This is a genomic window from Pseudomonas cistanchae, from assembly GCF_054483635.1.
This window is the reverse complement of record NZ_JBTLWN010000003.1, coordinates 112948-128207: the sequence shown is the minus strand read 5'-3', so window position 1 is coordinate 128207 and position 15260 is coordinate 112948. Positions and strand designations below refer to the sequence as shown.

Below are 15260 nucleotides of genomic sequence, written 5' to 3'. Positions count from 1 at the left end.
GCAATCGTTCAGGAGGTGATATGCACGCGGAATTTTGGCAAAGACGCTGGGCGCGCGGTGAAATCGGTTTTCACGCGAGTGAGGTCAATCCTTATCTACAACGCTACTGGGCAACCCTGGGTCTGCCCGAACAGGCGCGCGTGCTGCTGCCGTTATGCGGCAAGAGCCTGGACATGGTGTGGCTACTTGGCCAGGGTTATCGCGTCGTTGGCGTCGAGCTGGCGCAAGCCGCGGTCGAGGCGTTTTTCAGCGAGCATGCGCTTGAGCCGCAGATCAGCCAGCAGGGTGAGCTGACGCTCTATCGTGCCGGCGCGCTGGAGATCTATTGCGGCGACTTCTTTGCCCTTAGCGCGGAACAGCTGGGTGAGTGCGTGGCGCTGTATGACCGCGCTGCCCTGATCGCGCTGCCGCCGGAGATGCGCAGGCGCTATGTCGCGCATCTGAACGAGTTACTGCCGGTCGGGTGCCAGGGCCTGTTGGTGACGCTGGTATACGATCAGGCGTTGATGAACGGACCGCCGTTCGCGGTGGAAGCGGACGAAGTGCAGGACCTGTTGGCGAGCGCCTGGAAGATCGAGCCTGTCGAATCCAGCGACGTGCTGGACGACAACTGGAAGTTCGTCGAACGCGGGCTGAAACGCCTGCAGGAGCAGGTCTACCGACTACGCAAGGGCTGATTCTCAGGCATCAAAAAGGCGACCCGAAGGTCGCCTTTTTCATCGCCGCGGGGCTTAGCGCAACTGACGCAGCGCTTCGATGCGGTCTTCCAGCTTCGGGTGGGTCATCAGCAGGCCGGCCAGGCCGTTCTTCAGGCTGCCGTTGATGCCGAACGCGGTCAGGCTGGATGGCATCTCCACCGGTACGCCCTGTTCGGCGCGCAGGCGCTGCAGCGCGGCGATCATCGCGCCGGTACCCGCCAGGCGTGCACCTGCTTCGTCGGCGCGGAATTCACGCTTACGCGAGAACCACATGACGATGATGCTGGCCAGGATGCCAAGGACCAGCTCGGCAAAGATGGTCGCGACAAAGTAACCGATACCGGGACCGCCTTCGTTCTTGAGCAGGACCTTGTCGACGAAGTTGCCGAAGATCCGTGCAAAGAACATTACGAAGGTATTCACCACGCCCTGGATCAACGCCAGGGTGACCATGTCACCGTTGGCAACGTGGCCGATTTCATGGGCCAGTACGGCTTTCACTTCATCCGGCGAGAAACGCTCGAGCAGACCCTGGCTGACCGCTACCAGCGCGTCGTTCTTGTTCCAGCCGGTGGCAAAGGCGTTGGACTCGTAAGCCGGGAAGATACCCACTTCCGGCATCTTGATACCGGCTTCGCGGGACAGCTCCTCGACGGTCTGCAACAGCCACTGCTCGTGGCGGGTGCGCGGCTGGGTGATGATCTGGGTGCCGGTGCTCATCTTCGCCATCCACTTGGAAATGAACAGCGAAATCAGCGAGCCGGCAAAGCCGAAAACTGCGCAGAAAACCAGCAGGCTGCCGTAGTTCTGACCGGTGAAACGGTCTACGCCAAGCAATTTCAGCGTGATACTGGCGATGATTAACACCGCTACGTTGGTAGCCAGGAACAGCAAAATGCGCATCATGGTGTGGAACGACTCCTCAAGGGATAGGACTAGCTTGATATGGCGGCTATATAAGGGCGCGCCCCCTGGCTATTCAACCGAGGGACTATTTCAAACTGTGTCGCTTGCCCCGTTTAGAGGGCTCTCGAACAGCAGACGAGTCAAACGGGCGACGCGCTCGCCATGCCGCTGCTCGAGTGCCTCACGCAGTTGATAGGCGAGGGTGGCATGTACTCGTCTTACACTCGGTGGTAACGCTTCGCCCTCGCGCAGGGCATGGGGCACGCCGCGGGTCAGGCGCAGGAAGCCTTTCTCGCTCAGTACGGCCTGGTCCAGTGCGTCGTAGCCGATGGTCGAGTCGAAGCGGATATAGCCTTCCTCGGCCAACCACAGCAAGGCGCCGAGGCAGCTTTGGTGGCGCGGCGTGGGCAGGCCGAACTCATCCGGCTCCTCGCGCCCGATCAGGTCTTCCACGTACAGCGCCATCTTGCGCGGAAAGCCCTGGTACAGCGTCAGCAGGCCAGCGGCGGCGTCTTTGTAGAAATCGTCGATCTGTAGGTCCATCAGAACTTGGCAATCATCCAGGTGGGTAGGTAAGGCAGCAGGCGGCCCAGTACGGCCCACGGCCAGCCGGGGACATAGGCACTGCTGGCGCGCTTGTCGATATGGGTGGCGATCAGTCGAGCGCCGCGTTCGACACCGATCAGGAACGGTCGACTGGCCATATCGCTGTTGAGTGGCGTGTCGATAAAGCCCGGAAGCAGCAGGGTGGTGTCGATGTTCTTGCCGCGCAGCTCGGCGCGGGTGGCCTCCATGTAGCTGATCAGCCCGGCTTTGCTGGCCGAATATCCGGCGCTGTGGGGCAGGCCGCGTTTGCCGGCGACCGAGGCGATGGCGACCAGGTGCCCGTGGCCTTGCTGGCGAAAATAGGCGGCCGCTGTATCCAGGCAGGCGATCGCGCCGATCAGGTTGGTTTCTAGGGTCAGCCTGACGCGCTCGAAGTGCCCGCCGCCGGCTTTGCCAACCAGGGCGATACCGGCATTGGCGATTAGTCCGTCGAGCCCACCCAGGGCATTGGCGGCCAGGCCTACGACGTCCTGACAGGCCGCATAGTCGGTTACATCCAGCGGCAACACTGCAACCTGATGGCCGAAGCGCGAGCGTAGCTCGGCGGCGAGCGTCTGCAAGCTGTCTTCACGCCTCGCTGCCAGCGCCAGGTCGTACCCGCGGCTGGCCAGCTCGCGCGCCAGCGCTGCGCCAATCCCCGAACTGGCGCCGGTCAGCAGATAGCGTTTGCCCTGGCTCATGGGAGCTCCGGTTACTGTTGGTAGGTCTTGAGGAAACTGCCGATTCGGCCGATGGCCATTTCCAGCTCGTCCACCCGCGGCAGGGTGACCACGCGGAAGTGGTCTGGCCACGGCCAGTTGAACGCGGTGCCCTGAACGATCAGCAGTTTTTCCGAAAGCAGCAGGTCCAGCACGAACTTCTCGTCGTTATGGATCGGGCAGACCTTCGGGTCGATCTTCGGGAATGCATACAGCGCGCCCATCGGCTTGACGCAGCTGACCCCGGGAATGTCGTTGAGCAGCTCCCAGGTGCGGTTACGCTGCTCCAGCAGGCGGCCGTTTGGCAGTACCAGGTCGTTGATGCTCTGGTAACCGCCCAATGCAGTCTGGATGGCATGCTGGCTCGGCACGTTGGCGCACAGGCGCATGTTGGCGAGGATGTCGATGCCTTCGATATAGCTCTGGGCGCGCTGCTTGGGCCCAGAGATGGCCACCCAGCCGGAACGGAAGCCTGCGATGCGGTAAGACTTTGACAGGCCGTTGAAGGTCAGGCAGAGCACGTCGGGGGCGAGCGAAGCGGTGGAGATGTGCTGCGCTTCGTCGTACAGAATCTTGTCGTAGATCTCGTCGGAGAACACCACGAGATTGTGCTGGCGCGCCAGTTCGACGATATCCATCAGCACTTCTCTGGAATACACGGCGCCGGTGGGGTTGTTCGGGTTGATCAGCACCAGGGCCTTGGTATTCGGGGTGATCTTGGCGCGCATGTCGGCAATGTCGGGAAACCAGCCGGCCTGTTCATCGCACAGATAATGCACCGGCTTGCCGCCGGACAGCGCCACGGCGGCGGTCCACAGCGGATAGTCCGGTGCCGGGATCAGCACCTCGTCGCCGTTGTTGAGCAGCGCCTGCATGGCCATCACGATCAGCTCGGAGACGCCGTTGCCGAGGTAGATGTCCTCGATACCAATACCTTCCACCTGCTTCTGCTGGTAGTACTGCATCACCGCCTTGCGCGCGCTGAACAGGCCTTTGGAGTCGCTGTAACCCTGGGCGGTGGGCAGGTTGCGGATCACGTCCTGAAGGATTTCCTCGGGTGCCTCGAACCCAAACGGCGCCGGGTTGCCGATGTTCAGCTTGAGGATGCGGTGGCCTTCCTCTTCCAGGCGTTTGGCGTGCTTGAGCACCGGCCCGCGAATGTCGTAGCAGACGTTGGCGAGCTTGTTCGATTTGCTGAACTGCATGGAGAGGGTCCCGAAGAAGAAAGCGCCGCTTACCCTGGCAGGCTGGCCGAGCCAAGCCTTGGCAGGTTGTAACGCCGGTGACAGACTGGGGTCGAATCATACGTGGCGGCCCGGTCCCGGCAAAGGTACTGGTCGGGCTTTTTTGTGCTCAGCACATCCATGTGCTTCACCCCGTTGGGGCTTACGCGCAAAAGCGCTCCCGGCGTTCTTGTGACGTGCCATCCATGGCCACCACCCTGCAGGTCGTCGGTGCTTCGTCGGGTGTTGCCACGTGATGTTGAATAACGCTTTTGGCGTTTTTATTGAGGATTGTGACCATGGATAAGCTGGAAAAACCCCTGGAAGCCTGGCGCGAAGAGCTATCTGAGGAGCAGTTTCATATCTGCCGCCTGGGCGGTACCGAGCGTGCCTTCAGCGGCGAGTACAACGACAGCAAGGTCGTCGGCATCTATCACTGCGCGTGTTGCCGCGCCGAGTTGTTCGACTCCGACGCCAAGTTCGATTCCGGCAGCGGCTGGCCCAGCTACTTTCAGCCGGTGAGCAAAGAGGCAATTGCCAGCCTGGATGACTTCAGCCATGGCATGCACCGCATCGAAGTGAAGTGCGCCAAGTGCGATGCCCACCTTGGCCATGTTTTTCCGGATGGCCCGGCCCCGACTGGTTTGCGTTACTGCATCAATTCGGCATCGTTGAAGCTGGTTCCCAAAGCCTGAGCCCTCGGGTTGCGACTCTGTATTCGATAAAAATCCGCGGCCCGTTTCAGAACGGGCCACATTTCCGATAAATAGCCATCAATTAAATTGCATGCAATTTAATTGATGGCTATCTTGTTGCTCCTCTTTTCCTGCTGGGGTTCCAACATGACTAATCAGATTTTCGACATTCCCTGCACCACCATCAAAGGCGAACAAAAGACCCTGGCCGACTTCGGCGGCAAGGTCACCCTGGTCGTCAACACTGCCAGCAAGTGCGGTTTCACCCCGCAGTACAAAGGCCTGGAAGCACTGTGGCAGAGCTACAAGGACAAGGGGCTGGTGGTGCTGGGTTTCCCCTGCAACCAGTTTGGCAAGCAAGAGCCGGGCAACGAGGGCGCGATCAGCGAGTTCTGCGAGTTGAATTTCGGCGTGACCTTTCCGCTGTTCAAAAAGGTCGACGTCAATGGCAGCGACGCCCACCCTCTGTTCGTCAACCTGAAGAAAAGCGCGCCTGGCCTGCTTGGCAGCCAGGGCATCAAGTGGAATTTCACCAAGTTTCTGGTTAACGCCGATGGCACGGTGATCAAGCGGTTCGCTCCGACCACCAAGCCTGAAGAGCTGACTGCCGAGATCGAAGCGTTGCTGAAATGAGCAAGCCCTCGTTAGCTCTGGATGAAGCGCTGCAGCTGGACAACCAGCTGTGCTTCAAGCTGTATGCCGCCTCGCGTGCGGTGATCCGTGGCTACAAGCCCATGCTCGATCAGCTGGGGCTGACGTACCCGCAGTACCTGGCGATGCTGGTGCTGTGGGAATGGCAGCGCCAGCCGCCGGCCTTGCCGACGGTCAAGGCGCTGGGCGAGCGGCTGTTGCTTGACTCGGGCACGTTGACCCCGCTGCTCAAGCGTCTCGATCAGTTGGGCCTGCTCTTGCGCAAGCGCTCCAGCGCGGACGAGCGAGAAGTGCACCTGGCCCTGACCGACGCCGGGCAGGCACTGCGCGAACGGGTACTGCCGCTCAAGCAGCAGTTACTCTGCGAGCACGGCGTAAATCTGGACGAATTGGGCGAGTTGCGCGACCGCGTTGGCCAATTGCTCGAGCGGTTTATGGCGCCGCGCTGACCGGTAGCCATTGATCGAGCAGGGCAGCCAGTTCCTCGCGACGAAACGGCTTGGCCAGGTAATCGTTCATTCCGGCCGCCTTGCAGCGCTCGCGTTCATCCGCCAGCGCGTTGGCGGTCAAGGCGATGACGGGCATAAGGGCGAAGCGCGCATCCTGGCGTATGCGGCGGGTGGCTTCATAACCATCCATCACCGGCATATTGCAATCCATCAGCACCAGGTCGAATACCTTCTGGTCGAGCTGGCTGAGTGCTTCGCCGCCATGGTTGGCAATCAGCACGTCGCAGCCGAGCTTGACCAGCATGCCCTTGGCGACCAGCTGGTTGACCGGGTTGTCTTCGACCAGCAACACCTGCGCCTGCGGCCTTACCTGCGGCTCGCTCGGAGCGGGCGCTGTGGCGCCTTCCTCGGGCAGGTCGAGCGCGCGGTGGAGCGCCTGAAGCAAGCACTTGCGGGAAAGTGGCCGGGCCATCTGCTCGAATGGCGCGAGCGCCTGGGCCTGCTCGCTTGGCAGGAAGTCGCCGTGGGAGCTGATGACCAGTAACGGCAATGGATGCCGCGCGCGGAGTTCGGTGAGGCCTTCGGTGCTGTCACAGATCAGCAGATCGGCCGTAGCGGGCAGTTCGTCATCGCTATTCAGAGGCTGATACGCGAGGCCCCAGCGTGGCAGCAGGGTGTCCAGCAGCTCGCTCAGGCCCGAATGGCTGGCGACGCGCGCGACGACACGTCCCCGCAGCTTCGGCACCGGTTGTGCCGGCGTATGCTCGGGCAACGGCAGCTCGGCGCAGAACTGACTGCCGACGCCTTCCCTGGACGTCAGGCTCATTTGCCCTTGCATCGCCTCGCACAGCCGGCGACTCAGTGCCAGGCCGAGACCCGTGCCACCGAATTGCCGGGTTATGCCGGCTCCGGCCTGGGCGAACGGTTGGAAAATACGGGTTTGCGCTTCCTCGGCGATACCGATGCCGGTATCGCTGACGATCAACTGCGCGCCACCCGGAATCGCGTTCACCCGCACATCGACGCGGCCTGAGCGAGTAAATTTAAGCGCGTTGGACAACAGGTTGCTGACGATCTGGCGGACCCGGGTCGGGTCGCCGAGCACATGGTCGGGCAGTCGCGGGTCAATCAGGCAGGTGAGTTCGACTGCAGAACTCGCATTTTGGGAGAGCAGGCTTGCCGTGTCCTCAACCAGGCTGCCGAGATCGAACGGGATGCTTTCCAACACCAGTTGGCCCGCTTCGTATTTCGACAGATCGAGGATGTCGTTGAGCAGCTCGACCAGGATCTTGCCGGAGTCATGGGCAATCGACAGCTGCTGCCGCTGTTCGCTGTTCAACTGGCTGTCGAGTGCCAGCGACAGCATGCCGAGCAGGCCGTTGAGCGGGGTGCGGATCTCGTGGCTCATGCTGGCGAGAAAGGCCGAGCGGGCCTGCGCGGCCTCAACCGCATCGCGGCGGGCGTGCTCGATGGCCAGGTTGGTTTCGGTCAGGCGGGCATTGGCGTTCTTCAGCTCGTTGGTGCGGGTTGAGACGATGTTTTCCAACTCGCCGAGGTACTGGGTCAGGCGGTCTTCGGCATCGCGGCGCTGCTCGATTTCCGTGTTGATGCTGGTGAGCTGCTGGTTTGCGACCTTCACCAGAATGCCGATCTCATCGCGCTCATGACCACTCGGGCAGGGCAGTTTGGCATGGTTGGGCGTGCGCAGATCGCGTTCGCTGAGCGCTCGGATAACCGTGACCAGCGGCTTGGTCAGCATGAAATAGAACAGCACCAGCAAAATCAGCGACAGCGCTAAGGTGCGCGCGAAGCCAGTCGCCAGGGTTAGCATGGAGCGACGCAGAAAGTGACTGCCGAAGGCGAAGGTGTCGACTTCGAGACTTAGCCGGCCGAGCGCTTCTTCAGGCGAATGACTGACGAACAGCGGCGCTTCGAAATGCCGGCGTTCCCCGAACAGGTAATCGCTGAATACCCGATAGCCGCTTTCCATCGGCGGACGGCTGACGCTGGCCAGTACCAGGTCGCTGTTGTCGATGATCTGCGCGCTGATTACCGCTGGCGAGCGCAGCAAGCCAAGCACCAGCTCTTGGGCCAGTTCACCATCGATGTTGTAGGCAATACGCGCGGCGGGGTTGTGGCTGATGGCGATCAGCGCGTGAATCTCGCGGTCAATCGAGGCGTCTTCGCTGGCATAATCGATGCCGACTTGGATCAGGCTGAGTACAGTGCCGAGGATAAACGCTACCAGAACGGTAAGGCTGGCCTGTTTGAACGACAGGCGTTGGGTAAGCGATATATCCATGGATGACAAACGTTCCTGTGTTCATTCGCCCGCCAAGCATAGCCCATCTGTTTCGCCTGTCGGCATAGGCTGTCACAGGCTTGCAACCCAAGGAGCAAACCGTGGATTCGCGTTTGAACAGCTTTTTGCAGCGTGTGGAGAGCGTACTCGACCGCATCGAACCCTTGTTGCCGGCGTCAAGGGCCGTGGTGGACTGGCAGCAGAGCCTGGCTGCACGTTGGCACCGTGAGGGCCGCAGCGGGTTTCTGCAACCGTTGCAGATCAGCCTGGACATTGGTCTTGATGATCTGATCGGGGTGGATAAGCAACGCGAGCAGTTGAGTCGCAATACCCGGCAGTTCGTTCAGGGCATGCCGGCCAATCACGCGTTGCTGTGGGGCGCGCGGGGCACCGGAAAGTCATCCTTGGTACGTGCGCTGTTGAGCGAGCATGCCGCGGCGGGCCTGCGCCTGATCGAGATCGAGCGCGATCACCTGGCCGACCTGCCGAGGATCGTCGAGCTGGTGAGCGCGTCGCCGCAGCGCTTCGTGCTGTTCTGCGACGACCTGTCGTTCGAGGCAGGCGAGGGCGATTATCGGGTACTGAAGAGCGTGCTGGATGGCTCGCTGGAGCGCGCGCCAGAAAATGTGCTGCTGTACGCCACCTCCAATCGCAGGCACCTGGTGCCTGAGAAGCAGAGCGATAACGAGCATTGGCAGATGATTGACGGCGAACTGCACCCCAACGAAGCGGTGGAGGACAAGATCGCTCTGTCTGATCGCTTTGGTTTGTGGCTGTCCTTCTACCCCTTCACCCAGGAACATTTTCTCGATGTGGTACGCCACTGGGTCGAGGTTCAGGCAGCGCAGGTCGGGCTCATCTGGGCGTGGGATGAGGAACTGGAGAAATCTGCCATTCGCTGGGCACTCGGGCGGGGCAATCGCAACGGCCGCTGCGCCTATCAATTCGCCCGCCAATGGGTTGGGCTAAAGCTACTGGGAACCTCAGCATGATTGATCTACAACACACGGGGCGCGGGTTGGACGGTTACTCGCTGCTGGCGGCGCAATTGGAAGCGCTGCTCGCCGGCGAGCGCGATTTCATCGCTAACGCCGCGCAGTTTTCGGCGTTTCTGTTTCAGGAACTGGCGGACCTGAACTGGGCGGGTTTCTACCTGGCGCGCGGCGAAGAGCTGGTGCTGGGGCCGTTTCAGGGCAAATTGGCCTGCGTCCGCATTCCCTTCGGGCGAGGCGTCTGCGGCGTGGCTGCGGCCACGCGGGAAACCCAGCGGGTCGACGACGTGCATCAGTTCGCCGGCCATATCGCCTGCGACAGCGCGTCCAATAGCGAACTGGTTGTGCCGCTGGTCAAGGCGGGGCGTTTGCTTGGGGTGCTGGATCTGGACAGTCCGAAAACCGCGCGCTTCACAGCGGCGGATCAGGCGGGCATCGAGCGTTTGGCGGCCATCTTTCTGCAGTCGAGCGACTGCTGATACCGCCAAGCCGTTGCGCTCAGCGCGGCACGCTTATCTTGGCTACAGTCTTTTGCTCGCGCGGCAGGATGTCCTGCATCGTCGGCCGCGCCTTGATGCGCTGATAGAGCGCGGCCAGATTGGGCCAGCGCTGCGCATCGAGGGTCTCACCGCCATGCTCCATGTTGACCATCTGGCAAGCGAATGCCAGGTCGGCGAGCGTCATGCTGGTTCCGACAAAGTAATCGGCATTACCCAGGGTCCGTTCCAGGTAATCGAAGTGTGGCGGCAGCTTTTCGGTCAATGCCTGTTGTACGGCCTGCTCATCGCACTCCTGACCCATGCTCGGTTTCAGCAAGCGATTGCGGAACACGGTGAAGGTGCTCAGGGGCGCCAGCTCATAGTCGGCGTATTTCTCCAGCCAGCGCACCTGGGCGCGCTGTTCGGCGCTGTGGCCAAGCAATGACGCCTGATCGGGATATTGGTCGTCGAGGTATTGGCAGATCACGCTGGAGTCCGCGAGGCATAGGTCGCCATCTTTTAACGCCGGGATGCGTCCTAGTGGATTGAGCTCGCGGTACCAGTCGGGCTGCTGGCCAAACGGCAGAACAACTTCCAGCTGGTACGCGATACCTTTCTCGGCAAGGACAAGCCGTACTTTCCGTACAAATGGCGACAGCGGGGCGCCGTAAAGCGTTACGCTCATCGGTTTCTCCAATCAATAGAAGGTCCAGTCAATAGAAGGACAGGCAGGGCGGATATGGCGAAGGCATGCGATCAGTCGTAGAGGGTCTTTTTCTTCCAGTCTTCTTCGGTTTCCAGCGAGCTGAGTCCCTGGGTAAGCTCGCTTTCCCCGGCAGATGCGGGCTGGCTCTTGTCCAGGACCATGGCGTTGGCCCGGGCCAGATGGCTGTCCATGCGCTGCAGGTCCGCCTGATAGCGAGCCGGGTCGGCTTGCTTGCGCAGGTACTGCACGCCGCGCTCTAATGCCAGGCGTGCCTGACCAGGCTGGTTCTGCTGAACCGCCTGCAGTCCCAGGTTGCTGAAAAATTCGATATGTAACTGAACCAGCATGTGCTGGACTTCCTTCACCCAATGCTGGGCTTCCTTGGCGGCAAGCACGCCGTCGCGAGCGGAGCGGGTAATCAGGTTGTGTAGGTTTTCGAGCTGAAAGCGCACTTCCTTGGCCTTGGCCTCGGTCATGATCTTTTGTGGCGGGTTGCTGACTGGTATCGATTCGCCGAGGGCGATGAGTCGCTGCAGCTCGCCAACCTTGGCCTTGAACTGGGCGTTGTTCTTGTCCAGAAGCAGCAAGCGCTCGTTGAAGTGCAGTTGCAGGCGGCTCAGCATCAGCTTGAGTTGCGGGCTTACCAACTGACCGGGCAATGCGTCGGACACATCAGCGCAGCGGCGAACCCGATCAGCCAGGTCGGCTTTCAGGCGCGCCTTTTCGAGTTTGTTGTTCTCGACCATATTGTTGATGTATGCGATGGCGATCAGAATGAAGATGCCGCCTACGATCAACAACGTAATTACGAGTGGGGACATCGACCAATCTCTCCGGCGCTGGTTTTCTCGGAGTGTAGTGCGTTACCCGGCAAGCCGATAGCTCGACGCCCTAATCTGGCCTGAAGTTATTGATTTTGAAAAAAATCATAGAGAGGTTGACGACCACCGCAAGGCTACATAGAATGCGCGCCACTTCTAGCGCACAGCCTATGGCGGTGAGTCGGAAGCCGGAAAGTAGACACATGTTCCGGGCTGCGTCCCCTTCGTCTAGTGGCCTAGGACACCGCCCTTTCACGGCGGTAACAGGGGTTCGAGTCCCCTAGGGGACGCCACTTTATAAAGCAGTGGCGCAATATTGCGGGAATAGCTCAGTTGGTAGAGCACGACCTTGCCAAGGTCGGGGTCGCGAGTTCGAGTCTCGTTTCCCGCTCCAAGTTCTACAGGCGTCGCTTTGAAGCGGCGTCTGGATCAACCGGCCGGCAGGCTGGTAAAAGTTCCAGGTCCCCTTCGTCTAGTGGCCTAGGACACCGCCCTTTCACGGCGGTAACAGGGGTTCGAGTCCCCTAGGGGACGCCATTACAGTGTTGCAGCTCAGTTGGCTGCAGCATGTTGCAAACGCGGGAATAGCTCAGTTGGTAGAGCACGACCTTGCCAAGGTCGGGGTCGCGAGTTCGAGTCTCGTTTCCCGCTCCATTTTTCTTTCAATAGAAAGTAACGAAAACGCCGCTCATTGAGCGGCGTTTTCGTTTCTGCGATTTCTGAAAAAATCATGGGAGCAAGGCCCGCACGTGTCACCGCGGGCTGCTGATTCAGTGCTTGCTGCCTTGTGCAGGCATCGCCAGGAGCTGTTTTTCCTGGTTCCAGTCGAACGGTTCGTCATTTTCCAGTGCATAGAAGCGCCGGTCTTCAAGGGCCTGGTACAGCTCGATCTCCTCATCCGGCATAAAGTGCAGGCAGTCGCCGCCAAAGAACCAGAGCAGGTCGCGCGGTACCAGGTGGGCAATCTGCGGGTACCGCTGGAACAACTGGCTGATCAGATCCTGACCGAGGTAGAGGCTGGCTTCCGGGTTGTCCGGCAGTTCGGCCAGCAGCTCGTCGTAACGCTCCAGGTACATCGCATGGCTGTCGTCGAGAATCTGTTCGGCCTCACCCAGGGCAACCAGGATGGTGCGCAGGTGATTAAGCAGGGCGATGTGATGATCGAGGTGGGCGTTGGCCATGACGATGCTCTCAAGGAAAAACGGGCGCCGGAGTATAAAGCTCCGTGCGCCCGCTGTCCCGATGGGTTATCCAGCCCGCGAACGCGCCGCGTTAGCGAATCTGCCCCGGGGTGAGGGTGATTTCATCCTTGGCGAAATCATCCACGTCGATCACTACGCGCCGCGCAGCTTCGGCCTGACGCAGGCTGTTGGCCTCGTCCGCACTCAGCGTCCCTGCGACGAGGCCCGCATCGATCAGGTTTTGCCCTGGCAGCTCGCTTAGCTGGCCAGCTTTCAGCGCCTGGTGCAGCTTCTTGCGAGCCGGTTGGGCGGTACGCAGCAGATCCTTGGCGTGCTGCAATGCGCCCACAGGGTCTTGTTCGGCTTGCGGCCGGTAGCAACCGGTGAGCAACTCTTCAAGGGCAGGATCGCCTCGGTCGCGACCGATGATCGCCGCCACTTGCGCGTCCAGTTCATCGCTAGGCCCGTTGTGGCGACGGCCGAAGGGGAATACCAGTACCCGCAGGGCGCAGCCCAGCAGCCTGGAGGGAAAGTTGCTGAGCAGCTCGTCGAGTGCCTGCTCCGCATGACCGAGGCTTTCTTCCATGGCCCAGCAGAGCATCACGCGGGAGTGTTCTGGATGGCCGAGGTCGTGATAACGCTTGAGCGCCGCCGATGCCAGATACAAATGGCTGAGCACGTCGCCCAGCCGGGCGGACAGCCGTTCGCGGCGTTTCAACTCGCCGCCTAGCAGCATCATGCTGGTGTCGGCGAGCAGAGCGAAGGCCGCAGCGAGACGGTTGAGGGCGCGGAAATACGGGCGCGCCAAACTATCGCCGGGTACGCTGTTGAACCCCCCGAAACCGAGGCTGAGAATCAAGGTGCTGGCGGCATTGCTGACGGCAAAACCGATGTGTTGCAGCAGCAGGTCGTCGAATTCGAGCAGCGCCTGATCCTGGTCTTCGCGTCCGGCCAGGGCCATTTCCTTGAGTACGTAAGGATGGCAGCGAATCGCCCCCTGACCGAAGATCATCAGGTTGCGCGACAGGATGTTGGCGCCTTCCACCGTGATGAAGATGGGCGCGCCCTGCCAGGACCGCGCGAGGTAGTTGTTCGGCCCCATGATGATGCCCTTGCCGCCATGCACGTCCATCGCATGGCTGATGCACTCGCGGCCGCGCTCGGTCAGGTGGTATTTGAGGATGGCCGACAACACCGAGGGTTTTTCACCCAGATCCACCGCATTGGCGGTCAGTATGCGTGCGCTGTCCATCAGCCACGCGTTGCCGCCAATGCGCGCCAGGGCTTCCTGGATGCCTTCGAAGGCGGCCAGCGGCACATTGAACTGCTCGCGTACCTGACTGTACTGGCCAGTCACCAGGCTGGTGAACTTGGCCGCGCCCGTGCCCACGGCGGGCAGGGAGATGGAACGGCCGACCGACAGGCAGTTCATCAGCATCATCCAGCCCTTGCCGAGCATCGCCTGCCCGCCAATCAGGTAGTCGAGCGGAATGAATACGTCCTTGCCCGAGTTCGGACCATTCATGAATGCCGCGCCAAGTGGCAGGTGACGGCGGCCAATTTCCACGCCAGGGGTTTCAGTCGGGATCAGTGCCAGGCTGATGCCCAGGTCTTCCTCGTCGCCAAGCAGGTGATCGGGGTCGTAGGCCTTGAAGGCCAGCCCAAGCAGGGTAGCGACCGGACCCAGGGTGATGTAGCGCTTTTCCCAGGTCAGGCGCAGGCCGATGACTTCCTCGCCTTGCCATTGGCCCTTGCAGATGATCCCGCTGTCCGGCATGGCGCCGGCATCGGAGCCGGCCAGCGGGCCGGTAAGGGCGAAGCAGGGGATGTCCTGGCCGCTGGCCAGGCGCGGCAGGTAGTGATTGCGCTGCTCCTCAGTACCGTAGTGCAGCAGCAGCTCCGCGGGGCCGAGGGAGTTGGGCACCATCACGGTGGAGGCCAGGTCACCGCTGCGGGTGGCCAGTTTCATCGCCACCTGCGAATGGGCATAGGCAGAAAACCCCTTGCCGCCGTATTGCTTGGGGATGATCAGGGCGAAGAAGCCGTGGGCCTTGATGTGCGCCCAGGCTTCGGGTGGCAGATCCATCTGCTGGCCGATCTGCCAGTCGCTGACCATGGCACAGAGTTCTTCGGTGGGGCCGTCGATAAAGGCCTGTTCCTCTTCCGTCAGCTGCGCTCGCGGGTAGGCCAGCAGGGTGTCCCAGTTCGGCCGGCCGCTAAACAGCTCGCCATCCCACCAGACGGTGCCGGCCTCGATTGCGTCGCGCTCGGTTTCCGACATTGGCGGCAGCACGCGCTGAAACCAGGCGAACATCGGCGCGCTGAACAACTTGCGGCGTTGCTCGGGAAAGGCCAGCGGCAGGGCCACCGCGACCACCAGCAGCCACAGGATGACCATCAACCAGGCGGGTGCATCGCCGAATGCGCCCATCAGCAGCAGGTAGGCGGCGACGATGCCGACAGCGGGCAGCGGCGCCATGCGCACATGGGCCAGGTAGGCCGTGCCGAGCACCAATACGATTAACCAGACAGCGAGCATGCGGAATCCTCCATGATGACGGTGCGGAAAAGCACCGTCACAAGCGTAGTCGCCAGCCAGGGCGACAAGGGCGGTGAAGTGTGGCTGAGCCGTAACGAAGAGAATCAGGCAGTGGGTTTAGCCTGCAGCGGTGCCGCGCATTATTCCGCTGCAGAGGTTCCGGCCCAACCGCTCCCCGATAGTGACCGCCTGGCGCTGGGGGAGTTCGCTGAAATATCCCGCCACAATCCGCGATCATGCTGGCAAGCGGAGGCGATTTATAGATGAGCTCGATTAACATCATCAAGGCTCGCGGGGTTTCTTCCGCCGACTGC

The 15260-nt window shown here is 61.3% G+C and carries 15 protein-coding genes and 4 tRNA genes; 10 read left to right on the top strand and 9 right to left on the bottom strand.

The window, feature by feature from the left end; all coding sequences use genetic code 11:
- Positions 1–20 precede the first annotated feature (20 nt).
- A complete protein-coding gene (locus ACX0MV_RS10630; RefSeq protein ID WP_458982476.1) occupies positions 21–677 on the top strand; it encodes a thiopurine S-methyltransferase in 657 nt (218 codons plus the stop codon).
- A 54-nt stretch (positions 678–731) separates the two neighbouring features.
- On the opposite strand, the gene htpX is transcribed toward ACX0MV_RS10630, so the two are convergent.
- From htpX to ACX0MV_RS10610, 4 genes are all read right to left on the bottom strand, one after another.
- Positions 732–1604, bottom strand: coding sequence for a protease HtpX (gene htpX / locus ACX0MV_RS10625; RefSeq protein ID WP_458982475.1), 873 nt, complete (start codon positions 1602–1604; stop codon positions 732–734).
- Positions 1605–1694: 90 nt separating this feature from the next.
- Entirely contained in the window at positions 1695–2147 is a 453-nt protein-coding gene (locus tag ACX0MV_RS10620; RefSeq protein WP_458982474.1) for a hypothetical protein, read from the bottom strand.
- On the bottom strand, positions 2147–2890 hold the full coding sequence (locus ACX0MV_RS10615) for an SDR family NAD(P)-dependent oxidoreductase (protein WP_458982473.1): 744 nt from the start codon (positions 2888–2890) through the stop codon (positions 2147–2149). The genes ACX0MV_RS10620 and ACX0MV_RS10615 overlap by 1 nt, the downstream gene beginning before the upstream one ends.
- 11 nt (positions 2891–2901) lie before the next feature.
- Positions 2902–4113, bottom strand: coding sequence for a pyridoxal phosphate-dependent aminotransferase (locus ACX0MV_RS10610; protein ID WP_458982472.1), 1212 nt, complete (start codon positions 4111–4113; stop codon positions 2902–2904).
- A 317-nt stretch (positions 4114–4430) separates the two neighbouring features.
- On the opposite strand from ACX0MV_RS10610, the gene msrB reads away from it, so the two are divergent.
- The 3 genes from msrB to ACX0MV_RS10595 all read left to right on the top strand — a co-directional run bounded on the left by msrB (position 4431) and on the right by ACX0MV_RS10595 (position 5926).
- Positions 4431–4826, top strand: a complete 396-nt coding sequence (gene msrB / locus ACX0MV_RS10605) for a peptide-methionine (R)-S-oxide reductase MsrB (RefSeq protein ID WP_458982471.1) — start codon at positions 4431–4433, stop codon at positions 4824–4826.
- 147 nt (positions 4827–4973) lie between these two features.
- Positions 4974–5459, top strand: coding sequence for a glutathione peroxidase (locus tag ACX0MV_RS10600; protein WP_458982470.1), 486 nt, complete (start codon positions 4974–4976; stop codon positions 5457–5459).
- Entirely contained in the window at positions 5456–5926 is a 471-nt protein-coding gene (locus ACX0MV_RS10595; RefSeq protein WP_458982469.1) for a MarR family winged helix-turn-helix transcriptional regulator, read from the top strand. Before ACX0MV_RS10600 ends, ACX0MV_RS10595 begins: the two co-directional genes overlap by 4 nt.
- Here ACX0MV_RS10595 and ACX0MV_RS10590 read toward each other — a convergent pair.
- On the bottom strand, positions 5910–8228 hold the full coding sequence (locus ACX0MV_RS10590) for a hybrid sensor histidine kinase/response regulator (protein WP_458982468.1): 2319 nt from the start codon (positions 8226–8228) through the stop codon (positions 5910–5912). The genes ACX0MV_RS10595 and ACX0MV_RS10590 overlap by 17 nt on opposite strands.
- A gap of 101 nt (positions 8229–8329) precedes the next feature.
- Between ACX0MV_RS10590 and ACX0MV_RS10585 the strand changes: the two genes are divergently transcribed.
- Both ACX0MV_RS10585 and ACX0MV_RS10580 read left to right on the top strand, forming a co-directional pair.
- Positions 8330–9220, top strand: coding sequence for an ATP-binding protein (locus ACX0MV_RS10585; RefSeq protein WP_458982467.1), 891 nt, complete (start codon positions 8330–8332; stop codon positions 9218–9220).
- Positions 9217–9699, top strand: a complete 483-nt coding sequence (locus ACX0MV_RS10580) for a GAF domain-containing protein (protein ID WP_458982466.1) — start codon at positions 9217–9219, stop codon at positions 9697–9699. The genes ACX0MV_RS10585 and ACX0MV_RS10580 overlap by 4 nt, the downstream gene beginning before the upstream one ends.
- Before the next feature lie 19 nt (positions 9700–9718).
- Here the strand turns inward: ACX0MV_RS10580 and ACX0MV_RS10575 are convergent, their stop codons facing one another.
- A complete protein-coding gene (locus tag ACX0MV_RS10575; RefSeq protein WP_458982465.1) occupies positions 9719–10384 on the bottom strand; it encodes a glutathione S-transferase family protein in 666 nt (221 codons plus the stop codon).
- A gap of 71 nt (positions 10385–10455) precedes the next feature.
- Positions 10456–11226 (bottom strand): hypothetical protein, encoded by a 771-nt coding sequence (locus ACX0MV_RS10570; protein WP_458982464.1) that lies wholly within the window; start codon positions 11224–11226, stop codon positions 10456–10458.
- 217 nt (positions 11227–11443) lie between these two features.
- Here ACX0MV_RS10570 and ACX0MV_RS10565 point away from each other — a divergent pair.
- The 4 genes from ACX0MV_RS10565 to ACX0MV_RS10550 all read left to right on the top strand — a co-directional run bounded on the left by ACX0MV_RS10565 (position 11444) and on the right by ACX0MV_RS10550 (position 11880).
- A tRNA-Glu gene (locus ACX0MV_RS10565) sits at positions 11444–11519 on the top strand.
- A gap of 25 nt (positions 11520–11544) precedes the next feature.
- A tRNA-Gly gene (locus ACX0MV_RS10560) sits at positions 11545–11620 on the top strand.
- A gap of 67 nt (positions 11621–11687) precedes the next feature.
- Positions 11688–11763, top strand: a tRNA-Glu gene (locus tag ACX0MV_RS10555).
- Positions 11764–11804: 41 nt separating this feature from the next.
- A tRNA-Gly gene (locus ACX0MV_RS10550) sits at positions 11805–11880 on the top strand.
- A gap of 116 nt (positions 11881–11996) precedes the next feature.
- On the opposite strand, the gene ACX0MV_RS10545 is transcribed toward ACX0MV_RS10550, so the two are convergent.
- The gene (locus tag ACX0MV_RS10545) at positions 11997–12407 is read right to left on the bottom strand and encodes a PA2817 family protein (RefSeq protein ID WP_458982463.1); all 411 of its coding nucleotides are present in this window, start codon (positions 12405–12407) and stop codon (positions 11997–11999) included.
- 91 nt (positions 12408–12498) lie between these two features.
- Positions 12499–14946 (bottom strand): acyl-CoA dehydrogenase, encoded by a 2448-nt coding sequence (locus ACX0MV_RS10540; RefSeq protein WP_458982462.1) that lies wholly within the window; start codon positions 14944–14946, stop codon positions 12499–12501.
- Between the last annotated feature and the right edge of the window lie 314 nt (positions 14947–15260).